Raw genomic sequence first — 24131 nt, forward strand, 5'->3', positions numbered from 1 at the left:
TATGAGCCCCTTCCTCGCCGCTGTGCTCCAGCTGCTCGCGCTGATCGCCGCGCTCGCGCTGTCGTACCGTCCGCTCGGCGATTACATGGCCCGCGTCTACTCCTCGACCAAGCACCTGCGGGTCGAGAAGTGGATATACAAAGCCATCGGCGCCAATCCGAATGCCGAGATGCGCTGGCCCGCCTATCTCCGCGGTGTGCTCGCCTTCTCCGCGGTCAGTGTCCTGTTCCTCTATCTGCTGCAGCGGCTGCAGGGCAGTCTGCCCGGCTCACTGGGTTTCTCCTCGATCGACCCGGACCAGGCGTTCAACACCGCCGCGTCGTTCGTGTCGAACACCAACTGGCAGTCGTACTACGGCGAGCAGGCCATGGGCCACGTCGTGCAGACCGGCGGTCTGGCGGTGCAGAACTTCGTCTCCGCCGCGGTGGGTATCGCCGTCGCCGTCGCGCTGGTGCGGGGCTTCGCCCGCTCCCGCACCGGTGAGCTGGGCAACTTCTGGGCGGACCTGGTGCGCGGCACCGTCCGGATCCTGATCCCGATCTCGGTGATCGGCGCGATCGTGCTGGTCGCGTGCGGCGCGATCCAGAACTTCGCCGGGATCCACGAGGTCGGCCAATTCTTGAATCAGCACAGCGTGGGCGGCTCGCAGCAGTGGAACGGCGGCGCGGTCGCCTCACAGGAGGTCATCAAGGAGGTCGGCACCAATGGAGGGGGTTACTTCAACGCCAACTCGGCCCACCCCTTCGAGAACCCGAACGCCTTCACCAACCTCTTCCAGATCTTCCTGATCCTGCTGATCCCGTTCGCGCTGACCCGCACTTTCGGGAAGATGGTCGGCAGCATCAAGCAGGGCTACGCAATCCTCGCCACCATGGCCGTCATCTGGGTCGGTTTCATCCTCCTGATGTGGTGGACCGAGTACGCGGGCAAGGGCACCGCGTTCCAGATCGCGGGCGGTGCCATGGAGGGCAAGGAGACCCGCTTCGGCATCGGCGCCTCGTCGATCTTCGCGGTGTCCACGACCCTGACCTCGACGGGAGCGGTGGACAGCTTCCACTCCTCCTTCACCGGATTCGGTGGCGGTATCACGATGCTGGGGATGCAGCTGGGCGAGATCGCGCCCGGTGGTACCGGCTCGGGCCTCTACGGCATGCTGATCATGGCGATCATCGCGGTGTTCATCGCGGGCCTGATGGTGGGCCGTACGCCCGAGTACCTCGGCAAGAAGATCGGCACCCGCGAGATCAAGCTGGCGGCCTGCTACATCCTCATCACGCCGGCGCTGGTGCTCTGCTTCACCGCCGCGGCGATGGCCCTTCCCACCCCGGTGCACTCGATGACCAACTCCGGTGCGCACGGGTTCTCCGAGACCCTCTACGCGTACACCTCGGCCGGCAACAACAACGGCTCGGCCTTCGCGGGCCTGAACGCGGACACGCAGTGGTTCAACACCACGATCGGTCTGGCGATGCTGCTCGGCCGGTTCCTGCCGATGGTGTTCGTCCTGGCGCTGGCCGGTTCGCTCGCCGAGCAGAAGCCCGTCCCGGAGACGGTCGGCACCCTGCGGACCAACAAGCCGCTCTTCACCGGCCTCCTGGTCGGCACGATCCTGATCATCACCGGTCTGACCTACTTCCCGGCCCTGGCGCTGGGGCCGCTCGCCGAAGGGCTGGCGTCATGACCCCCGAAACGAAGAAGCTCGAGGAGCCCGGCTCCATGTCCACCGCCACTCCGACCCGCGCACCGCACTCGGATGTGCCCACCGGGCACAAGCACGACACCACCCGCGTCGGCGGGGGGTTGTTCGACCCCAAGCAGTTGATCAAGTCCTTCCCGGACGCCGTCCGCAAGCTCGACCCGCGCGTCATGATCAAATCTCCGGTCATGTTCGTCGTCCTGGTCGGTTCCGTGCTGACGACGATCTTCGCGATCAAGGACCCGACCGACTGGTTCGGCTGGGCGATCGCGGTCTGGCTCTGGCTGACCACGATCTTCGCCAATCTGGCGGAGGCGGTCGCCGAGGGCCGCGGCAAGGCGCAGGCCGACACCCTGCGCAAGGCCAAGACCGACACGGTCGCGCGGAGGCTCATCGGGAAGACCGAGGAACGGGTGCCCGGCACCGAGCTGCGCATCGGTGACCTGGTGGTCTGCGAGGCCGGCGACATCATCCCCGGCGACGGTGACGTCGTCGAGGGCGTGGCGTCGGTCGACGAGTCGGCCATCACCGGTGAATCGGCCCCGGTCATCCGCGAGTCGGGCGGCGACCGATCAGCGGTCACCGGTGGTACGAAGGTGCTCTCCGACCGGATCGTCATCAAGATCACGACGAAGCCGGGCGAGACGTTCATCGACCGGATGATCGCCCTGGTCGAGGGTGCTGCCCGGCAGAAGACGCCCAACGAGATCGCGCTCAACATCCTGCTCGCGTCCCTCACCATCGTCTTCCTGCTCGCCGTCGTCACGCTGCAGCCGTTCGCCAAGTACGCGGGCGCCGAGCAGACCATGATCGTGCTGACCGCCCTGCTGGTCTGCCTCATCCCGACCACCATCGGCGCACTGCTCTCCGCAATCGGCATCGCGGGCATGGACCGCCTGGTGCAGCGCAACGTACTCGCGATGTCGGGGCGTGCGGTCGAGGCCGCCGGTGATGTTTCCACGCTGCTGCTCGACAAGACCGGCACCATCACCCTCGGCAACCGGCAGGCCGCCGAGTTCGTAGCGGTGAGCGGTGTCACCGCGGCGCAGGTCGCCGACGCCGCCCAGCTGTCCTCGCTGGCCGACGAGACCCCGGAGGGCCGCTCGATCGTGGTCCTCGCCAAGGAGAAGTACGGCCTGCGCGAGCGGCAACAGGGCGAGCTGATCGATGCCGAGTGGGAGCCCTTCACGGCCCAGACCCGGATGTCCGGCGTCGACCTCGTCGAGGACGGTGCCGGGCGCAAGGTCCGCAAGGGCGCGACGGCTTCCGTGATCTCCTGGGTCCAGGAGAAGAACGGCCGGGTCGCCGCCGACGCCGACGCGATCGCCAACAAGATCTCGCAGGCCGGTGGCACCCCGCTGCTGGTCGCGGTCGAGGATGCCGACGGTGCCCGCGTGCTGGGTGTCATCCATCTCAAGGACGTCGTCAAGGAGGGCATGCGGGAGCGGTTCGACGAGCTGCGCCGTATGGGCATCAAGACCGTGATGATCACGGGTGACAACCCGCTGACCGCGAAGGCGATCGCGGATGAGGCCGGGGTGGACGACTTCCTCGCGGAGGCGACTCCCGAGGACAAGATGGCGCTGATCAAGCGGGAGCAGGCCGGTGGCAAGCTCGTCGCGATGACGGGTGACGGCACCAACGACGCCCCTGCTCTCGCACAGGCGGACGTCGGTGTGGCCATGAACACCGGTACCTCGGCCGCCAAGGAGGCCGGGAACATGGTGGACCTGGACTCCAACCCGACCAAGCTGATCGAGATCGTCGAGATCGGCAAGCAGCTGCTCATCACCCGGGGTGCGTTGACGACGTTCTCGATCGCCAACGACGTCGCGAAGTACTTCGCGATCATCCCGGCGATGTTCGCGGTGGTCTACCCGGGCCTGGACAAGCTCAACATCATGAACCTGTCCTCCCCGGAGTCGGCGATCCTGTCCGCCGTCATCTTCAACGCGCTGATCATCATCGCGCTGGTGCCGCTCGCCCTGAAGGGCGTGCAGTACAAGCCGACCAGCGCGGACAAGATGCTCCGCCGCAACCTGGGGATCTACGGCCTCGGCGGCCTGATCGCCCCGTTCATCGGCATCAAGCTCATCGACCTGCTCATCTCCCTCATCCCTGGCATCGGGTGACGACCATGAACAACTCTGTCAGCAGCACGGCACGGCTGGTCGGGGCGGCGCTCCGTGCCCTCCTCGTCCTGACCCTGGTCTGTGGCGTCGTCTACCCGCTCGCCATCACCGGGGTGGCCCAGGCCCTCTTCAACGACAAGGCCAACGGCTCCGAGATCAAGGCGGACGGCAAGGTCGTCGGCTCCGACCTCATCGGCCAGACCTACAACCTGCCGAAGAAGGACCCCAACGACCCGGAGGAGGCGGCGGTTGCGGACCTGAAGTGGTTCCAGCCGCGCCCCTCCAACGGCCTGGGCTCCAACAGCGTCAACACCCAGTACAAGCTCATCCTCTCCGGCGCGACCAACCGCTCCGGCGACAACCCAGAGCTGATCAAGTGGGTCACCGACGCCAAGGCCGCCGTCGTCAAGGACAACTCCACCGCGACCTACAAGGTCAAGCCGTCGGATGTGCCGGCCGACGCCGTCACCTCCTCCGGCTCCGGCCTGGACCCGGCCATCTCCCCCGAGTACGCCAAGCTCCAGATCCACCGCGTCGCCGAGAAGAACCACCTCTCCGTGGCCCAGGTGGACAAGCTCGTCAAGGACAACACCGACGGCCGGATCCTCGGCTTCATGGGCGAGCCGACGGTGAACGTCCTCCAGCTCAACATCGCACTCAAGGCACTCACCGAGAAGTGATCGTCTTATGCCGGCGGCGGGAGTCCGGCGACCGAGGTATCTCTTCGGTCCTCGGACTCCCGCCCCAGTTCATGACGACACGCTCCTCGGGTACGACAGAAAGGCGGCACGCCAATGACCCGGGTGCTGGTGGTGGAGGACGAGCCGCAGCTCGTCCGGGCTCTCGAGATCAATCTCAAGGCACGCAAATACGAGGTGACTCCGCGCCCGACGGAGGAACCGCCCTTCGGCTGGCCGCGGCGCGCCGACCGGACGTCGTCCTGCTGGACCTCGGCCTGCCCGACATGGACGGCGTGGACGTGATCAAGGGGCTTCGCGGCTGGACCCGGGTGCCGATCGTGGTGGTATCCGCCCGCCAGACTTCGGACGAGAAGGTCGAGGCCCTCGACGCGGGCGCTGACGACTACGTAACCAAGCCCTTCAGCATGGACGAGCTACTGGCCCGGCTACGGGCAGCATCCCGCCGAAGAATGGCGGCGGCGTCCGTCGACGATTCTGTGATGGTCACGACGAAGGACTTCACCGTCGACTTGGTGGCGAAGAAGGTCAAGCGCGGCGGGCGCGACGTCCGCCTCACCTCGACCGAGTGGCACCTGCTGGAAGTGCTGATCCGCAATCGCGGGCGACTCGTCGGCCAGAAGCAACTACTGCAAGAACGTTGATCGCCGGCAGGGGGCGGTGGTGCCTGGTCATTCGAGGGTCTGTTGGAGGCTGATGAGGAGCAGGGCGATGTCGTCGACGGGGGCGGGGGCGTGCCGGATCAGGGTGTCGGCCATGGCATCGAGGTTGCCGGCGTCTGCGTGTTCGAGGAGTCCGGCGAGCGCGGCGATGGCGTCGTCGGGGTCGACTCCGGGTTCTTCGATGAGTCCGTCGGTGTAGAGGAGGAGCACGCAGCCGGGCGGCAGGGGGAGCTCCAGCGCCGGGTAGTCGGCTTCCGGGTCGATGCCGAGCAGAAGGCCGGGAGGAACGCGCAGGACTTCGGTGTGGCCGTCGGCGTGGCGCACCAGAGGCCGGGGGTGGCCTGCGCTGGCCAGACAGACGGCGTGCCGGGCCAGGTCGAGGTGGACGTAGAGGCAGCTGGTGAACAGGCCCGGGTCGAGATCGATGAGCAGACGGTTGGTCCGGCTGAGGACGTCGCCGGGGGGCGCGCCGATGGTGGCGTGGGCGTGGACAGCGGTGCGGACTTGTCCCATGAGGGCGGCGGCGTCGATGTTGTGGCCCTGGACGTCGCCGATGGCCGCGGCGGCAGTGGTGTCATTGAGGCGGATGAGGTCGTAGAAGTCGCCTCCGACTTCCAGGCCGTGTCCGGCGGGCAGGTAGCGGGCGGCCACGTTCAGGCCTGGGATGTGGGGGAGGGTGTGGGGCAGCAGGGCGGCCTGGAGACGGTGGGCGACGTTGTGCTGTGTGTCGTAAAGGCGGGCGCGGTCCATGGCCTGACCGATCAGTCCGGCCAGTGAGGTGAGGACCGCGCGTTCGGTGGGCGGGAAACGTTGGGGCCGGTCGTAGGCGAGGACGAGGGAGCCGATCGTGCGGCCGGAAGCGATCAGCGGCAGAAAGGCCCAGGACGCCATGCCGTCCTCATCCACGGCCGGAGGGTAGGCGCGCTTGAGGTCGTCGAAACTGGCGACGAAGCTCGGGACGCCGGTGGCCAGCACGCGGGCAGCGGGGATGTCCGACGTCAAAGGGAGGGCGTCGAAGCGGTCCATGAGTGCGTCGTCGTAGCCGCGGTGGCCGAGGATCTTCAGACGGCCCTCCTCCGCGGCCATCAACGCCATGGCCTGCGCCCCGAGTGCGGGCAGGAGCTGGTCGGCCGTCTGGTCCACGACGTCCTTCACACCGACGGCCTCGGTGAGCGTCGCGGCCAGGTGCATCAAGTGGTAGAGCACAGTGGCGCGGCTCGGCCCGGCAGCCGACGCGGGCTGGGTGGCAGGACTGTCCTCGGCGGGGCTGCTGGGGGTGATGCGGACGCTGATGCCGGAAGTGTCCGGATACAGCTCGAACGACAGCCACGTATCCGGCGGGCGCAGCGCGGTGAACGCGGTGGGCAGCTGGCCGACCAGCGCAGCCCGGTACCGGTCCTCGACTTCGGGGACGTCCATCCACGGCAGCGCCTCCCAGGGCCGGGCGCCCAGCAGATCGCCGGCGTCGGCTCCGACGAGGTCGGCGGCCTCTGCGGTGATGAAGGTGATCCGGCCGCTCAGGTCCAGCGCACAGGTCCCGCCAGGCAGGCGGTCGATGAACGCAGCCATCTCCTCGGTCGGTCCCAGTGCGTGGCCGGGCGCTGGGACCAGGATCCGCGGCCGGTCCTGCGGCACCAGGTCGCCGTGATCGGCAACCTCCCGCAGGATGCGGCCCAGACGGTGACAGCCTGCGTCAATGGCGTCACGCTCGCCGGGGCTCAGCTGCGGCGGATGCGACCCCGGCCACAGCATCACCAGCCCGCCCCACACCGTGCTGCCGGAAGTAAGTGGGGCAGCAGTCAACGCAAAGTCGTAAGGCAGCACGAGCGACAATCGCGGGTAACGGCGCGCCATCTCCTCCATGCCGCCGACCCAGACGAGGCGCCGCTCCCGCACGGCGTCCGCCACCGGAATCGGATTGGCCAGCCCCACCCGCGTCCACGGAGCCGCGATCTCACGCGGAGTCCCCGTCACCGCCGCCAGCCACAGAGCGTTCCCGCCCGGCGGCAGCACATACAGCATGCCCCTGGACGCGCCGCTTTCCCGCACCACGTCCACCAACGCGGCGTCCATCAGCTGCCTGCCGGGACCCGCATCGGCACGGAGGCCGGCCCGGTTCTGGCTCATTCAGCCTCCTCGGGCATCGGCCGGCGCAGAGCCCCGCATCCGAGCGAAACGCGCCCTGGCCGCCTCACCACGGATGCCCAGGCCCGCCCCGATCTCCGCCCGGCTCGCACCGGCCTGCCGTCGGCCGGCACCGCCGAGCGCACCAGCTGCCCCGCCCACTGCGGAACCTCGGCAACCACAGCACAATGACACCGGCCAGCCGGCCCCGGCGGGCGGCGGCCACGTCCCGCCGACTCCGGCAGGGCTGCGCCGCACCAGCCACACCCACCATCACCCATATACGGACAATACGTCCGCCCAATCGCGACGACATGCGGAGACCGGCGCTCACGGGGAACGCTTGCAGGCCTCGAAGATCAACGAGTACTTCAAGCAGGGGTGGCAGGACTGTAACGCTCGAGATCGGCCTGTAGCGCCAAACCCCTCCCCGAACCTCCGCCGGGCTCCGCCCTCGGCGGAGGGCAAACCAGGGGTGGTGTCCGGGGCCGGCCTCCGATCGGTGCCAAGCGAAGCCTCCAGGATTGCCGTCCTGGGGGCTTTCGTATGTCTGGCTCCGAGGTGGAGGCAGGCGTCCCCATCGCGGCTCGACCGAGGCCGAACCAGAGGGCCGCCGGAGGGGAACGGCTGCTCGACACCGACTGGCTCGGGCCGGCTCGGAGCCCGGATCAGACGGATTGCCTCTGACTTGCTCCGAGCGGACCGGGTCGAATCCGGGTCCGAAACTCAGTGGTCGCCTCTGACTGCCTCCGATAGCCTCTGAAACTCGTCCTAGCAGGTCACAGCAGTTTCAGCCCGTATAAGCGAAGGTCAAAGAGGTACGTCGGATGTTCCTGACGATCAGTACGACCGGTACCCCCGAACGTCCCGCCACCGACCTCGGCTTTCTGCTGCACAAGCATCCCGACAAGGCGCAGACATTCTCCACCTCGCACGGTACGGCGCATGTCTTCTACCCCGAGGCGTCCGCCGAACGCTGCACGTCCGCGCTGCTGCTGGAAGTGGATCCGGTGGCGCTGGTGCGGCGCGGCAAGGGCAAGGGCCGTGGTGGCGCGCCGGATTCGGCGCTTGCGCAGTACGTCAACGACCGGCCGTACGCCGCGTCTTCGCTGTTGGCCGTCGCGTTGAGCACCGTGTTCAAGAGCGCCCTGCGGGGTGTGTGCGCCGCGCTGCCCGGGCGAGCCGAGGAGCCGATGCAGCTGCGCGTCGAGGTGCCCGCGCTGCCCGCGCGCGGTGGCGCCGAGCTGGTCCGAAAGCTCTTCGGGCCGCTGGGCTGGGCCTCGGTCGAGGCGGAGCCGGTGGCGCTGGACGCGCAGTTCCCCGAATGGGGCGACTCCCGCTACGTACAGCTGGTGCTCGAAGGGGAGCTGCGGCTGGCCGACGCGCTGCGGCAGTTGTACGTTCTGCTGCCGGTGCTCGACGACGCCAAGCACTACTGGGTCGCTCCCGACGAGGTGGACAAGCTGCTGCGGGCGGGCGAGGGCTGGCTGGCCGAGCACCCCGAGCAGAAGCTGATCACCAGCCGCTATCTGTCGCGCCGCTGGGGGCTGACCCGGCAGGCGATGGAACGTCTTGAGCTGGTGCGGCTGGCCGAGGCCGACGACCTCGAGGTCGAGGACGTGGACAACGCCGTGGACGAGACGACGGACACCGAGGAGAAGCCGGTGCCGCTCGCCGAGCAGCGGCGGGACGCGATTCTTGAGGCGCTGCGCACGGCCGGGGCGAGCCGGGTGCTCGACCTGGGCTGCGGGCAGGGCCAGTTGGTGCAGGCGCTGCTCAAGGATGTGCGCTTCACCGAGATCGTCGGGGTGGACGTGTCCGTGCGGGCGCTCACCGTCGCAGGGCGCCGACTGAAGCTGGACCGGATCGGTGAGCGGCAGGCCGCGCGCGTCAAGCTGCTGCAGGGTTCGCTCACGTACACCGACAAGCGGCTCGGCGGGTACGACGCCGCCGTGCTGAGTGAGGTCATCGAGCACCTCGATCTGCCGCGGCTGCCCGCGCTGGAGTACGCGGTGTTCGGGTCCGCCCGGCCGCAGACCGTGGTCGTGACAACGCCGAACGTCGAGTACAACGTCCGCTGGGAGACGCTGCCCGCCGGGCATGTGCGCCACGGCGACCACCGCTTCGAGTGGACGCGCGCGGAATTCCGCTCCTGGGCGCATGCGGTCGGCGAACGGGACGGCTACGGCGTCGAGTTCGTCGCCGTGGGGCCCGACGACCCCGAGGTGGGGCCGCCCACCCAGATGGCTGTCTTCACCAGGAGCGACGAGACTGAGAAGACCAAAAAGAACACCGGCAAGACCCGAAACACCGGCAAGACCCGAAACACCGGCAAGACCCTGAACACCGACAAGACCGAGGCCGAGAAGGAGGCGAAGGCCGCATGACCAGCACCACTCCGACCACCGCGCCGGCGAAGCGCACGCTCCCGGTGACCGACCTGTCCCTCGTCGTCCTCATCGGAGCCACCGGCTCCGGCAAGTCCACGTTCGCCCGTAAGCACTTCAAGCCCACCGAGGTCATCTCCTCCGACTTCTGCCGCGGGCTCGTCGCCGACGACGAGAACGACCAGAGCGCGAGCGGTGCCGCGTTCGAGGTACTGCACTACATCGCGGGCAAGCGGCTCGCGGCCGGGCGGCTGACCGTCGTCGACGCCACCAGCGTGCAGCCCGAGAGCCGCCGGCAGCTTGTGCAGCTGGCGCGCCAGTACGATGTGCTGCCCATCGCGATCGTCCTCGACATGCCGGAAGAGGTCTGCGCCGAACGCAACGCCGCACGCCCCGACCGGGCCGGGATGCCCCGCCATGTCATCCAGCGCCACCGGCGCGAACTGCGCCGCTCGCTGCGCGGACTGGAGCGCGAGGGCTTCCGCAAGGTGCACATCCTGCGCAGCGTGGAGGAGGTCGAGAGCGCCGAGGTCGTCCTCGAGCGCCGCTACAACGACCTCAGGCACCTCACCGGCCCCTTCGACATCATCGGCGACATCCATGGCTGCCGGTCCGAGCTGGAGACCCTGCTCGCCAAGCTCGGCTACCAGGACGGTGTTCATCCCGAAGGGCGTACGGCGGTCTTCGTCGGCGACCTCGTCGACCGGGGACCCGACAGCCCCGGTGTGCTGCGCCGCGTGATGAGCATGGTCGCCGACGGCAATGCCCTGTGCGTGCCCGGCAACCACGAGAACAAGCTCGGACGGTGGCTCAAGGGCAGGAACGTCCAGCACACGCACGGACTCGCCGAGACCATCGAGCAGTTGGAGAAGGAGGACGACGCTTTCCGCGAGCAGGTGCGGGAGTTCATCGACGGACTCGTCAGCCACTACGTACTCGACGAGGGCAAGCTCGTGGTCTGCCACGCCGGTCTGCCGGAGAAGTACCACGGGCGCACCTCGGGACGGGTCCGCTCACACGCGCTGTACGGCGACACGACCGGCGAGACCGACGAGTTCGGCCTGCCCGTGCGCTACCCGTGGGCGGAGGACTACCGAGGACGGGCAGCCGTCGTCTACGGCCACACACCCGTGCCCAGCACCTCGTGGATCAACAACACCATCTGCCTGGACACCGGAGCGGTCTTCGGCGGCAGGATGACCGCGCTGCGCTGGCCGGAGCGTGAGCTCGTCGACGTACCGGCCGAGAAGGTCTGGTACGAGCCGGCCAAGCCGCTCACCACCGAGGCGCCGGGCGGCCGCGAGGGCCGTCCCCTGGACCTCGCCGATGTGCAGGGCCGACGGGTCGTGGAGACCCGGCACATGGCGCGTATCGGTGTGCGCGAGGAGAACGCCGCGGCGGCGCTCGAGGTCATGAGCCGTTTCGCCGTCGACCCGCGACTGCTCGCCTACCTTCCGCCGACCATGTCGCCGACCGCGACATCGAAGGAGCCCGGATACCTGGAGCACCCGGCCGAGGCCTTCGCCCAGTACCGGGCGGACGGCATCGCCAAGGTCGTGTGCGAGGAGAAGCACATGGGCTCGCGGGCGGTGGCGCTCGTCTGCCGTGACGCCGTGGCCGCGCGCGAGCGGTTCGGGGTCGACGGCCCCACCGGCGCGCTGCACACCCGTACCGGACGGCCCTTCTTCGACGACCAGTCCGTCACCGAGGCGGTCCTCGACCGGTTGCGTACGGCTGTCACCGCGGCCGGCCTGTGGGACGAGTTCGGTACGGAGTGGCTGCTGCTCGACGCCGAGCTGATGCCCTGGTCGCTCAAGGCGGCCGGACTGCTGCGCTCGCAGTACGCGGCGGTCGGCGCCGCGTCCGGCGCCGTCTTCCCGGGTGCCACGGCGGCTCTCGAGGCTGCCGTCGGGCGCGGCGTCGATGTGGACGGACTCCTGGCCGAGCAGCGTGAACGCGCCACCGACGCCGCCGCGTTCACCGACGCGTACCGGCGCTACTGCTGGACGACCGAGGGGCTGAAGGGGGTGCGTCTCGCTCCGTTCCAGATCCTCGCGGTACAGGGGCGTTCGCTCGCCGCCGTACCGCACGACGAGCAACTGGCGTGGCTGGACCGGCTGGTGGAGCATGACCCGACCGGCCTGCTCCAGGTCACCCGGCGCCTCGTCGTCGAGACCGGCGACGAGGCCTCGGTCGGCGCCGGTGTCGACTGGTGGCTGGAGATGACCGGCAGAGGCGGTGAGGGCATGGTCGTCAAGCCGCTCCAGGCACTCGCGCGCGACGAGAAGGGCCGACTGGTGCAGCCGGGCATCAAGGTCCGCGGCCGCGAATACCTGCGGATCATCTACGGCCCCGAGTACACCCGCCCGGAGAACCTGGAGCGGCTGCGCAACCGGTTCCTCAACCACAAGCGCTCGCTGGCGCTGCGGGAGTACGCGCTGGGGCTCGAGGCCCTGGACCGGCTGGCCGACGGCGAGCCGCTGTGGCGGATACATGAAGCGGTCTTCGCGGTGCTCGCACTGGAGTCGGAGCCGGTCGACCCGCGGCTGTAAAAGGGGCGCACAGGTGCGGTTGAGGGGGCGCACGGTTCGTTCTCGTTGACGTCTGTCTCGACGAGCACCTAGCGTTTTCACCCCACCGCGTAACGCGACTTCAAGCCATCGATTCTGGTGCTGAGGGCGCCACGTGACGTGGGAGGAAGAGCACACCGGCAGATCGCGTGGTCCCCCGGAAAGGGCCAGATGGATCGTTGTGGGGGAACGATGAGTCTGTTCGGCCAGGACCGCTCGTTCCTCGACGCCCTCACCCTTCAGGACCGCCGTGCGCTGCTCGGCGCGGGTGCACCGCGGGCGTACGAACCCGGTGACGTGATGATCCGCGAACGCGACACAACGACGTATGTGCTGGCGCTGCTCTCCGGATGGGCCGTGGTCTCGGTCGAGACGGAGCGCAGCGCCCGGCTCATACTTGCCCTGCGCGGTGCGGGCGAGGTGGTGGGCGATCTCGCCGCCGTCGATCAGGGGCCGCGCAGCGCCACCGTCACCGCACTCGGCCCGGTGGAGGCGGTGGCCGTGTCCGGAGTCCGGTTCAGGGGTTTCCTGGCCGCCAGACCGCACGCCACCTCGCTGATCATGCGCCAGCTGAGCACGCGGCTGCGCAGCGCGGACATCGAGCGCCGTTCCCTCGCCTCCGGCACCGTGCTGCAGCGGCTCGCCGCCCGGCTGGTGGAGCTCGCCGAGCGGGCCGGCCGCCGCGGCGACGACGGCACCGTGCTGCAACTCCCGCTGCCGCAGCACGACTTGGCGGCAGCCATAGGAGCGACCCGAGAGGCGGTCGCCAAGGCGCTCCGCCTGCTGCGGGAGCAGGACGTGGTCCGTACGGCCAACCGCCGGGTGATCGTCACCGATATGCAGGTGCTGCTCCTCCTCGCCCAGGGCCGCGGGCAGCCACCCGGGACACAGCCACCCGAGAAATCTCCGCCGGCTGTGTAAACCGCTACATCGCCGGCCGCCGCGCGGACCCAGAGTTGACCTGTCACCAAGCGCCACAGCACGCAGGGAGTCCTAGTGAGCAGTGCGGGAGCCGTCCACAGACTGGTGATCTTCGGAGACGCCTGTGGATCGGGGAAGTTGGGTCTGGAAGCCAAGAAGCGGATGCGCTCCGCCATGTACGAGGCGTTCTCCGAGGCGCACGCGTCCGTCGGTATCGAGCCGGGACGGGTCCACCAGGAGGACAGGGGAGACGGCATTCTCGTGGCCCTGCGGCCCGAGGTGCCCCCGACCCTCATGGTCGGCCGGTGGGTCGACACCCTGTACGAGAGCTTGCGGGAACTCAACCACGGCAGCGCACGGCCACTGCGCTTACGCGTCGGCATGAACGCCGGCCTCGTCCTCGACGACGGCAAGGGCCTCGTGGGACGTGCGGTGGATCTTGCCTGCCGGCTCTGCGACAGCCCCACGGCGAAGCAGATCATGACCACCGCCGACAAGGCCGACCTGCTGATCGTGGTCTCCGACTGGCTGTACGTGAACGTGGTCGCCGAGGGCGGGCGCTACGTCGAACCGGGTCACTACCGCCAGGCGCCGGTCCAGTACAAGGAGACCGACGAGACCGCCTGGTTCCACATACCCCGCTGGCCCGAGCCGCCGCTCGGCGACCGGGCGGCGGAGCAGACCGGCGGTGGGCCGGTGAAGGGGGACGGCCCACCGCCACCTACGCCCGGCGGCCGGACACCCGGCGACCCGGTTCCGGGCGCCCCGTCGCCGGTGGATCAGGACTACGCCGATCAGGACTTCGCCGATCAGGGCTACGCGAATCAGTACAACGCCCAGGGAGACATGCAGATCTTCAAGGGCAATGAGATCCGCGGCGGATTCACCGGCATCAACAAGGGCCGGGACCGCTCCGCCCGCGGCGAGGGAGGCGACGCATGAGCGACCAGGACGACTCCCCGCCGCAGGACGAGAAGAACGAGGAACCGCAGTCGCCGCCGGCCTCCGGTTCGGAGAACAGCTCTGCCGACACAGCGGAGCAGCAGCCCGAGGCCAACCCCTTCGAGCAGGCCGGACGCAACCCGCTGGGCGGCTCGGGCGGCACCGGTGGCGCCGGCACCGCACACGCCGCGCGCCGCACCTTCGCGCCGGGCCGTGCCGAACGCACCTATGAGATCCGCGGCGACGGCCAGGTGTTCGAAGGCAACTACTTCATCGGCCAGTTCGGCCCCGACAGCAGCCCGCCCGTGGTCCAGGGCTCGGTCCCGCTGGAGGCGCTGAAGCACCTCGCCGATGTCTACTGCGAGGCCTCCGGCTACCACCGGATGAAGCAACTCCTGCGTACGGACGGGCTTCTGGTGCTGTGCGGCGAATCCGGGAGCGGCCGCAAGGCCACCGCCCTCGCCCTGCTCTCCGAACTGGCGGACAACCAAGTGACCCGGCTTGATCCGAGCCATGCGGTGCACGAGATCACCGAGCAGGTGATCGAAGCCGGGGCCGGTCATCTCCTGGAGCTGCCGCCGGACGACGGACGCCGGGAGCCCGAGCGCCGCCGGGGCGAGACCGGCAAGGAGCCCCGCAGGCCCAGCCGCCTCTCCGAGCTCCACCTCGACAGGTTCAGCGAACTGCTGCGCAAGTCCCATGCGTACGGAGTGGTGCTGGTCGAGAGCGGAGACCTGGCCGACCGGCTGCTCCGCGGCCGCTACGGCATGTACTGCCCGCCCGCACCCGCCGAAGAGGTGCTCCACCGTCACCTGCGGGTGCTTCTGAAGGGCGAGCCCGAAGGCGCCCTCGACAGTGCGCGGGCGCTTGCCGGGCGATCCGATGTCACCGAGGCCCTCGGCCTCGACGAACTGCGGCCCCGCGAGGCCGCACGGCTCGCCGACCATCTGGCCCGCCGTCAGAAGGGGGAGCTGACGGATGAGCAACTGCTCGACGACTGCGCCACTTTCGTCCGGGCACAGGCGCGGGCGTGGTTCGCCGGCGCCGACCGGCCCGGCATGCTTCCCGAGGCACTGCCGACGCTGAGCGCCGCCGCCTTCCGGATCGCCGTGGCCGTGTTCAACGGCTCCGCCTACAGCCTTACCGCCGAAGCCGCCGAACTGCTCGCGTGGGAGCTGGCGGTGACCCTGGACCCGGAACAGCCCGTGGGGCGACGGCTCTTCGGCACGCACGCCGAGATCCGCCCGATGGTCGCCCGGTCCGTACTGGAGGACGGCGAGATCGACCTCGGAGACGCCCGGGTCCCGATGCGCGCCATCCGGTTCCAGGGCGAGAGCCTGGCCACGGCCGTGCTCCGCGAGGTGTGGCACGGCTACCACAATGTCCGCGGCCCCATGGCGCGCTGGCTGCGGATCCTGTGCGACGACCCGCGCCCCGAGGTATGGGTGCGCGCCTCCATCGCGGCAGGTGTTCTCTGCTCCTGGGACTGGATCTACGGATTCGGTGAACTGGTGCGCCCCATGGCCGCACTGGACAACCCCGTACCGCAGATGGCCGCGGCGACGGCGCTCGCCGAGGCGGCGCGCGACCCGAAGGTGCAGCCGGCGGTCAAGTCGCTGGTGAAGGAGTGGGCGAAGAGCGACGACGACGCGCTGCTCGCCACCGCTGTGCTGGCCCACGGCTATGTCCTGCCGGCCGGCTCGGTCAGCGCCTCGCTCGACGCGCTGGTCAGTGTGGTGCGCAGGCAGGAGGACGACGACGTCGACGTGCTCGGCACGGCCTCGTTCAGCGTTATGCGGCTGCTCGCCTCCGGTGAGCCCGAGACGGTGACCGGCCGGCTCGCCGACTGGCTGAAGGACGGGCGCCGGAAGCTTGCCAATCTTGTGCTGATCTCCATGATCGGGACGCTCACGATGCGCACCACCTACCTCTGGGGTCTGCGGGAGGTCCCGGAACTCGAGCCGTACGACGCACAGCCGCTGCTCGTCGCGCTGCTGGCGACCCGGCCGCAACTCGCGCCGGAGCTGGCGGCCCTGCTGCGGCACACCCTCGCCACCGCCCGCGCCGGCGAGACGGCGCTCGACGAGCTGGGCAGCCTGCTGCGCCGGGCCTCCCGCAACGAGGAAGCACTCCGGCTGGTCTGTGACTTTCTGCCGCTGCTCGCCGAACAGCGCCGGGACCGCGACCGGCTGCGAAGCCTGCTGGAGGACCTCGTCAGAGACCGCGACAGACCACTGAACAAGGCTGCGGCCAGCCGGATGTGGGACGCCGTGGGAGAAGGAGCCGATCGATGACCACTCCCGGGGCCGACGAGGGTCCGAAGGCGGGACAGCAGCGCCAAGGACAGCAGCGGCAAGGACAGCAGCGCCAAGGACAGCAGCACCAAGGACAGCAGCGCCAACAACGGCAGATGCAGCAGCCTGGGCAGAACTGGGCGCAGGAACGGGAACTTCGCCAACAGCAGCGCCCGGAGCAGGAAAGGGAACAGCACCGGGAGCGTCCGAAAGGGCCGCTCGTACGGGAGTGCTCGCCGCCGTACAAACGCCGGAGCGGCCAGATCGCCGCGGTGGTGATGTACGGAAACGGCGGGCACAGCGTGGTGTGGCCGGAGCGCCGCGAGAACCACCAGAGACAGTGGCTCAGCCGGGCGTACACGGTGTTCGAGGTGCTGCTCGGCCGGAACGTCACCGAATTCGACCTCCGGCTGCCCGCCGCCGGCGACGGAGTCTTCTTCGACGCGTCGGCGAAGGTGCACTGGGAGGTCACCGACCCGTATCTGGTGGTCACCCAACGGGTCTGGGACGTAGCCGAGTTGCTGCACGACGAACTCCTCGACGGGCTGCGCGCGGTATCGCGGCGCTTCGCACTCACCGAGGCACAGCGCGCCGACGAGGCGGTGCGCGACGAGCTGAGCGCGGGCCGGCTGGCCCTGGGCCGCGATCTCGGCCTGCGTACCCGTGTCCATGTCTTCATCGACTTGAGCAAGGTGGTCCAGAGAAAGGTCCAGCAGCGGCACGAGGTCGATCTGGACATGGCCAAGGACGAGCGCATGGCGGAGGCCCAGCGGCGCAAGGACGTCCATGAACGGCGGCTGGTCGCCGATCGGGCGCGTGAACTGGAGATCCTGCTGCGGAGCGGCGAAGAGGCCGAAATCGCCCACCACATGGCACAGAACCCGGACAAGCAGTGGGAGATCCGTCGCGCGATCCGGCAGGAGCGGCGTGAGGGCCAGGCCGACTTCCTCACGGTGTTCAACCGGCTCATCGACACCGGGGTCCTGGAGCGCCATGACATCGGAGAGCCGATGTACGAGGTGCTGCAGTACCTGCGGGAAAGCACCGGTGGCGTGCTCGGTGGCGTCGTCGACCGGGTGCTGCCCCAGCGCGGACCGCAGCGACCCGCGCTCGGGGAAGCGCCCGCGCGACCGGAGCCGGACCGGCCCTCCTGGGACGCGGAGGGAGCGAGCGCGGGCGGCAGCCCGGCCCGGAGCGACGACCCGCCGCATGTGTACGAACCGACCCGGGTCGAATCCGCGGCGGAACGGGACCCGGACGAGCGCCGGCCGTCCCGGCCCCGTACGTCCAGGCCCAGTGAGGCATTCGACGACTGGGACGACGAATGAGCTCCGGCGCCTTACGGCCAGGACCGGACCGGTCCGGACCGGAGGATGTCCGCTTCATGGCGGAGCGTCTGCTCATGTCGGTCCGCGAGGACATCGGCAGGGCCGACACGAAAGCGGCGATCCTGCTCTCCGGCGCCGTCGCCTTCCTCGCCGTCATCCTCTCCAAGGGATCCACTCCGCTGCCCGAATCGCGCTCCACACCGGCGCTTCTTGTTGTGGGCGGCCTGTTCTGGGGTGCCGGAGTGCTGATGCTCGTCGCCGTGATCCTGCCGCGCACCAGGATCGGCGCCGACCGCACCCTGCTGCGCGACCTGGCGGCCCGGGCCTCTTCGGAACAACTGCTGGCCCGCCTCGCCTCAGCGGGCGAGGACGTCACCGGCTGGCTGCTGGACCAGGCGAGCGTGCACGGAGCGGTGCTCGCCGCGAAATACCGGTGGCTGCGCATGGGCGTGTGTTCCCTCGCGCTCGGCGCGCTACTGACCCTCTTCAGCGAACTGTGGTGAGAGACGATGCACCTGAGAAGCAAGGCGGGCGCCCTGGTGATGGCCGGCGCGCTGCTGGCCCTGTCCGGGCCGCTCATGGCGCCCGCGACGGCGACGGCGAGCGCCCGCGCCCCGGCGCCCGCCACCGAGGGCCCGGACCCGATCGACTTCGCCGTGGTCGTCGACCAGTCGAAGAGTCTCTCCGACAAGGATCTGACACGCGAGGTGGAAGCCGCCGCGCTGCTGAGCCAGGGCGAGATCTCGGAGCGCTCCCGCGCCGCCGTCATCGGGTTCGGCAGCTCCGAGAAGGCGGGACAGACAGCGGTGCGGGAGGTCTGCGGACTGACCGTGGCCGACGCCGCGGGACGGCAGCGCCTGAGCGACTGCGTACAGGAGCTGTCCCGCCGGGATCCGCGGCGGACCGGTCCGGGAACCGACTTCCCGGCCGCCCTGAGCCAGGCCGTCGACCGGCTGTCCGAGAGCAACAAAGCCACCCCGAAGGTGGTCTTCCTGCTCACCGACGGCAAACTGGATGTGCGTGACAGCCCGGAGTACGGCACCGACGCCGCCAGCCGCCAGGCCAACGGCGCCAAACGGCTGACCGAGGCGCTCGCCCGCGCCCGCCGCGAATCCGTCCAGGTCTGGCCGCTCGGTTTCGGGAGCGAGATAGACCGGGCGGCCCTGACCGAGATGGCCGAGGGCGGCTACCGCAACGGCTGCGCCGATCTGCCCGGCGCCACCCCGCGGATGCGGGTGGTGGACAGCTCGGCGCAGATCGACAAGGCGCTGCAGGAGACCTTCGCCGCGGCACGCTGCGCCCAGATCGCACACGGCACGGTCGGAAAACCGCCGGCCGATCTGACGGTGACGATCCCGCCTATCGCCACCGACGGATCGATCACGGTCGGCAAACACGACCCCAAGGTGTCGGTCACCTACTACGACCCCGGCGGCCGCAAGGTGCCCACACAAGGGGCGTTCGACGGCTCGACCTTCGAAGTCAGCGGCCAGGACGGCCCGGTCGAGGCGCTGCGCGTGAAGAATCCGCTGCCCGGCCGTTGGCGGGTCCGGGTGGAGGCGCCGGAGGGCCACCGGGATCGTGAGGTCGCCGTCCGCGCCATCTGGCAGGGGCGGCTGCGCTCCGCCGTGACCCTGGACCCCGCCGCGCCGCGTGCCGGAGAGCAGGCCGTGGTCGAGATCCGGATGCAGACCAGGCGCGGCGTCGTGCTCACGGACCCGCGCCAGCTGGCCGGTGTAAAGGTCTCCGCGCGGCTGTCAGGAAGCGGATTCGCCCCGGTCACCGTGCGGCTGGCGGACGACGGCCGGGCACCGGACCAGCGGGCCGACGACGTGCGCTTCACGGGCACGCTCACCGTGCCGGCCGGCGCATCGGGAAACCTCGAACTCACCACGCAGATGGCCGCACCCGGGGTCACCGCCGACCACCGCCCGCTGCACGCCTGGGTCACCAAGGGCACCCCGCCCGTCACAGCGGGGCTGACGGTCGACCGGGCCACCGTGCACCCCGGCGCCACCGTCGGCGGCACCCTGGACATCACCAACAACGACAGTGGACCGCACACACTGCGGCTGGCCCTCGACGACCAGGCGCCCGGCTCCGCACTACGGATCAGCCCGGCCACCGTCACGGCGGCCCCGGGCGAGCGCACCCGCGCCAGGTTCACTCTCTCGCTCGGTCCCGGCACTCCGCTCGGCGAGGTGGGAGGAAGCATCACCGTCGTCGACACGGGCGACGACGGGCACGTGCTGGACACCTCGTTCCTCGATCTCCGGGTCGAGGCGCCGCCCACCTGGTGGGACCGCTGGTGGGGCGCGGTGATCGGCGGCGCCGCACTGGTGCTGCTGCTCGCCGCCTTCGCCGTCGTACGGCTCGGAGCCCGCAGGCGGCGCCGCGATCTCGTCGGCGTACAGCTGGAGTTGAGCACGGAGGGCAGATCGCTCGACGAGCTCACCATACGTTCGGGGCAGAGCACCGGCGGTGAATTCCACTTCACCGTGGACCGGGCCAGGGGCGCCGCTCCCTCGCTCCAGCGCAGCATCCCCGGAGCGCCCACCTCCCACCGGCTGCGCCGCACCGGGGCGGGCGAGCTCCTGCTCCGCCCGCACCAGGGGCGCGAACACGCCGTACGCGCGGGGGAGTCGACCGGCATCGCCGACGGCCTGGAACTCGTCGTACGCGACCGGCGCGGCCCGGCCGGCCGGCCGTCGCGCGGCGAGCGCGGTCGCACCTGGCCCGGCCGCGCCCGGGGCGGGCGGACCGGCGACGACGCGGGCACACCCTCGCGCGGCCGCTGGTCCCGGCCCAACCGCGGCAACGATGCGGCCGACCGCCCCCGCCCGGGCGGTGACCCGGCCGACACCGGAGAACAGACGGCCGGTACGCGCCGGTTCGACCCCAATTTCTGAGTCACGACGAGCCGTCGTACGACGGCTCAAGGGAGACGAGATGAAGATCTACCAGCCCATGCTCTTCGTCGGCCTGGGCGGAACCGGCGGTCGGATCGGCGCCGAGCTGGAACGCGGACTGCGCCGGGAGCTGTGCGGCCCCGACGGCACCAAACTGGTCGCCGCCGGCCGGCGTGCACCGTTCCAGCTGCCGGACTACCTGCAGTTCGTCTACGCGGACTTCAGTGAGTCGGAGCTCGACCGGCTGCCGCAGTTCAGCGCCAAGGGTACCGAGGCCGCCGCGTACGCCCGTACCTCACGCGTCATCCACGATCTGCTGCCCACCGGCTACGACAGCTCTCCGGAGGTGACCCGCATGCTGCGGGTCGCCCTGCACGAGGAGACCCACGGCTGGCTGCCGCCGCAGGAACGGCAGCCGCGTGTGGCCCCGCTGCACAACGGTGCCGGGCAGCTTCCGACGGTGGGCCGGGCCGCGCTCTTCGCCACGCTGCGCAGCGGCCTGGAGCCGGTACTGCGGCAACTGCGCGCGGCCATCAGCACCATCAGCAACTCCGCGGGTGATCTCCGCGACCTGGGCGGACGGCAGATCCGCGGCTGCGATGTGTTCGTGGCGTTCTCCGTGGCCGGAGGCACCGGAGCCGGCATCTACTACGACTTCATCCATCTCATCGGGCACGAGTTCCGCAAGTCCAAGGTGCCCGGGGTGAAGATCTACCCGCTGGTGGTCATGCCCTCGGCCTTCACACCCGAGGCGGGCGGCGGACGCGAGGCCGAGCTGAACTCCGCCCGCGCCCTGGTGGACCTCGCCCGGCTGGTGGACGACCAGAACGTGCCCGACGCCCGGAACGACTTCGGCGATGTGAAACAGCGCGGCTCGATCAGCGTGCACTATCCCGTGGACGGGGTCGTCGCGCTGCGCCCGTCGACCGTGCAGACCGCGTTCCTCTTCAGCAGGCCCGCGGTCATCAGGCCGGAGGACCTGCGCCGCTCCATCACCGCGATGGTGATGTCGCTCATCGGCACGGAGCTGGGCGAGGAGAGCGGCCAGGGGCGCACCGAGGACGACTACCAGTCGTTCGCGGCCAGCTTCGTCAACAAGAGCGTGGAGCGCTCCACCCCGGCCCGCTCCGGCATCGGCTACCGCGGAATGTCCACCAGCCTGGCCGCCTCACTGACGGTACCCGTGGACGACCTCGCCGAGATCGTCGCCGGCCGGCTGCTCGCCCAGGCGGTCCACGGGATGGCCGAGGATGCCAGACGCCCCCGTGACGACGGCGCCGAACGGGTCCAGGAGCTCTTCGAGCGATCGGGCATCGGCCGGCTGTGGACCCGGGAGGCCCCGGAGATCCCGGTTCCCGATCCGCTGCCCAAGGGGAGCAACAAGATCGGCCAGGCGCTGCGCGACCGGATCGGTGACATGGAGGACCGGCTCGGCCGGCTCGGTCGTGAGCTGGACCGGGAGATCCCACGGCTGGTCGAGGACTTCAAGCCGCAAACCGGCGCACGCGAACTCCTGGGCCTGATCGGACCGTTCCAGCTCGAACGGACACTGGCCGGGCTGCACGGCCATCCGCAGCGGGCCGCCGAGGCCGGGTTCGCCGGAATGCTGGAGAACCGGAAGAACGATCCGGAACGGCCGGACGGCGTCCAGGCCTCCGCCCCGCAGATCCCGCGGATCAAGGGGGGAGTGGGCGGGCTCGTGCCGGCCCGCTGGGGGGACCCGGACGTCCAGGAGGCCGTGATCGAGCAGGACGACTGGTACCGCTGGCGGGCCAACCGGCTGTGGCACCGCGGCTGGAAGGAACAGGAATCCCGGTGGCGGCCACCTATGGCCCGCGCCATCAAGGAGATCGGCGAGCTCGCCAGGGCGCTGCGCGCGCACGAGGAGGACGAGCGCAAGCTGTTCATGGAACGCCGCAAGGAGCTCTACCGCGACGACCGCACCGGAGTCTCCTATCTGCTGCCGCCGCAGAACAACCTCAGAGCCTTCTACGACGATGTCTTCGACCGCCTCGTCCAGCACGAGGGGCTGCCGGAGAACACGGATCCCGCCGGGCTGCTGGCAAGACTGATCCAGCCGGAGGACTGGCAGCGTGCGCTGGAGGCCGTACGCCGCTCTCCGCGCGCCGCCGTCAAGGAGATCAAGCAGGTCGTCGAGCAGCGGGTGAAGGGGCTCTTCGGAGAGGCGAGTGTGCTCAACGACCGTCCCCTGCTGCCCTCGATGGGAGTACTGCTGCGGGCCGCGGCCGGCGACGAGGACGCCGAGGCCACCGTGGACAGCCGCTGGCTGGAGCAGTTCCGCTCGCAGCTGGCGGGACTGCTGCCGGTCGGCTTCACCCCGGACGGCAGCGGTCCGCTGAAGGTCCTCATCGTGCACCCGGCGAGCGAGGCGGACGGACGTGCCGAACAGTTCCTGAAGCAGGAGCTGAATCTGCCGCGCGACCCTCAGGCGACCCAGGAGTACCGGGCCGTGGACACCGAGTCCATCACGGTGGTGCTGTTCCGCAGCGGGATGAGCCTCACCGATGTCTCCGAGGTACGCCATGTGCTCAGGCTCTGGTCGGAGGCGCGGGACGCGGCGGGAGTGGACGACTTCCTGCACTGGCGGCAGCGGCTGGGCCACCGCGACGACTGGCTGGCCAGCACGGAGGACGACCGGCAGCGGATTCTGCACCGGATCCTCTGCGCGATGTGGAACGGGCGGGTCGACTTCGAGGGTCCGGCCACATCGCCCGAGTTGATACGGATCCGGCTCCAGGAGGGCGACTCGGCCACCATGACCCTGCGCCTGGAGGCCTTCGACGGCTCCGTCTCCAGCTGGGCCGGGCTGCTGGCGGCGTACGAGCGGTGGGCGCTGCTGGACGAGGGGCAGATCATCGAGGACTTCTGCGACCGGCTGATGCGCACCCAGCCGACCGGGCTCGCCACCACTCCCGTACCTGCGTCGAAGCTCTTCAAGACGCTCGTTCACGACGTGGCTCCGCAGCAGATCGCGCTCCTGGACGAGCTCTCCGGGCGGTACGGGGATGAGGACGAGGAGTGGCTCGTACCTCTGCGGCACTTCTGGGAGAAGACTCTCAAGGGAGCCCTGGAGATGCGCTTCCCGGGTGCGTCCCGGCCCACCAGGCCCTCGCTGTGGGCGCTGGACCAGCGGTATGCGCGGGAGGCAGGAGCGGAGCCGGACGCGCGGTCCAACGGCGGGCGCACCGCGGGGTCACCGGCACCGGAGTGGCCGGAGCGTGAGAAGCGGGACCACGAGAGGCCGCAGCTCGAGAGGCCGGACCCCGAGAAGCCGGAGTGGGAGCGGCCGGAGCGCGAGAGCTCAGCACGCGAGACGCCAGCACGCGAGACGTCAGCACGCGAGAGCTCAGCACGCGAGACGTCGGAGCACATGTGGTCGGAGCGTGACGCGTCGGCGTCTTCGGCGAAGTACCCCTGGGACCGGGAGGGCGGTGAGGAGTGAAGCCG

13 protein-coding genes and 1 pseudogene are annotated in these 24131 nt (G+C 69.9%); 13 read left to right on the forward strand and 1 reads right to left on the reverse strand.

The genetic code is table 11. The features are described from left to right. Position 1 precedes the first annotated feature (1 nt). From kdpA to ACFYXH_RS36755, 4 genes and pseudogenes are all read left to right on the forward strand, one after another. Positions 2 to 1681: a potassium-transporting ATPase subunit KdpA gene (gene kdpA, locus ACFYXH_RS36740; RefSeq protein WP_389572608.1), complete on the forward strand. Its 1680-nt coding sequence runs from the start codon at positions 2 to 4 to the stop codon at positions 1679 to 1681. Continuing rightward, entirely contained in the window at positions 1678 to 3828 is a 2151-nt protein-coding gene (kdpB, locus tag ACFYXH_RS36745; protein ID WP_389572611.1) for a potassium-transporting ATPase subunit KdpB, read from the forward strand. The genes kdpA and kdpB overlap by 4 nt, the downstream gene beginning before the upstream one ends. A 5-nt stretch (positions 3829 to 3833) precedes the next feature. Beyond that, positions 3834 to 4508 (forward strand): potassium-transporting ATPase subunit C, encoded by a 675-nt coding sequence (locus ACFYXH_RS36750; protein WP_389572614.1) that lies wholly within the window; start codon positions 3834 to 3836, stop codon positions 4506 to 4508. 114 nt (positions 4509 to 4622) lie between these two features. After that, positions 4623 to 5164 (forward strand): annotated as a pseudogene (locus ACFYXH_RS36755) (response regulator); the annotation flags it as partial. Between the two features lie 33 nt (positions 5165 to 5197). Here the strand turns inward: ACFYXH_RS36755 and ACFYXH_RS36760 are convergent. Continuing rightward, the gene (locus ACFYXH_RS36760) at positions 5198 to 7261 is read right to left on the reverse strand and encodes a SpoIIE family protein phosphatase (protein WP_389572856.1); all 2064 of its coding nucleotides are present in this window, start codon (positions 7259 to 7261) and stop codon (positions 5198 to 5200) included. Between the two features lie 878 nt (positions 7262 to 8139). Here ACFYXH_RS36760 and ACFYXH_RS36765 point away from each other — a divergent pair. The 9 genes from ACFYXH_RS36765 (at position 8140) to ACFYXH_RS36805 (ending at position 24126) form a co-directional block, all read left to right on the forward strand. Beyond that, complete coding sequence (locus ACFYXH_RS36765) at positions 8140 to 9699, forward strand: 3' terminal RNA ribose 2'-O-methyltransferase Hen1 (protein WP_389572617.1); 1560 nt, start codon at positions 8140 to 8142, stop codon at positions 9697 to 9699. Continuing rightward, positions 9696 to 12251, forward strand: a complete 2556-nt coding sequence (locus ACFYXH_RS36770; protein ID WP_389572620.1) for a polynucleotide kinase-phosphatase — start codon at positions 9696 to 9698, stop codon at positions 12249 to 12251. The genes ACFYXH_RS36765 and ACFYXH_RS36770 overlap by 4 nt, the downstream gene beginning before the upstream one ends. 210 nt (positions 12252 to 12461) lie before the next feature. Beyond that, positions 12462 to 13190, forward strand: coding sequence for a Crp/Fnr family transcriptional regulator (locus ACFYXH_RS36775; protein WP_389572624.1), 729 nt, complete (start codon positions 12462 to 12464; stop codon positions 13188 to 13190). 75 nt (positions 13191 to 13265) lie between these two features. Next, a complete protein-coding gene (locus ACFYXH_RS36780) occupies positions 13266 to 14132 on the forward strand; it encodes a hypothetical protein (RefSeq protein WP_389572627.1) in 867 nt (288 codons plus the stop codon). Beyond that, positions 14129 to 16426, forward strand: a complete 2298-nt coding sequence (locus ACFYXH_RS36785; protein ID WP_389572630.1) for a hypothetical protein — start codon at positions 14129 to 14131, stop codon at positions 16424 to 16426. The genes ACFYXH_RS36780 and ACFYXH_RS36785 overlap by 4 nt, the downstream gene beginning before the upstream one ends. Continuing rightward, positions 16423 to 17754 carry a hypothetical protein gene (locus ACFYXH_RS36790; RefSeq protein WP_389572633.1) on the forward strand — a complete coding sequence of 444 codons (1332 nt, stop codon included), beginning with the start codon at positions 16423 to 16425 and terminating at the stop codon, positions 17752 to 17754. The genes ACFYXH_RS36785 and ACFYXH_RS36790 overlap by 4 nt, the downstream gene beginning before the upstream one ends. Before the next feature lie 56 nt (positions 17755 to 17810). Then, positions 17811 to 18257, forward strand: a complete 447-nt coding sequence (locus ACFYXH_RS36795; protein WP_385301281.1) for a Pycsar system effector family protein — start codon at positions 17811 to 17813, stop codon at positions 18255 to 18257. Positions 18258 to 18263: 6 nt separating this feature from the next. Beyond that, positions 18264 to 20663 (forward strand): VWA domain-containing protein, encoded by a 2400-nt coding sequence (locus ACFYXH_RS36800; RefSeq protein WP_389572637.1) that lies wholly within the window; start codon positions 18264 to 18266, stop codon positions 20661 to 20663. Positions 20664 to 20703: 40 nt separating this feature from the next. Next, complete coding sequence (locus ACFYXH_RS36805) at positions 20704 to 24126, forward strand: tubulin-like doman-containing protein (protein ID WP_389572640.1); 3423 nt, start codon at positions 20704 to 20706, stop codon at positions 24124 to 24126. The last annotated feature ends 5 nt before the right edge of the window (positions 24127 to 24131 follow it).

The sequence above is a fragment of the Streptomyces sp. NPDC002730 genome, from assembly GCF_042888805.1.
GTDB lineage: Bacteria > Actinomycetota > Actinomycetes > Streptomycetales > Streptomycetaceae > Streptomyces.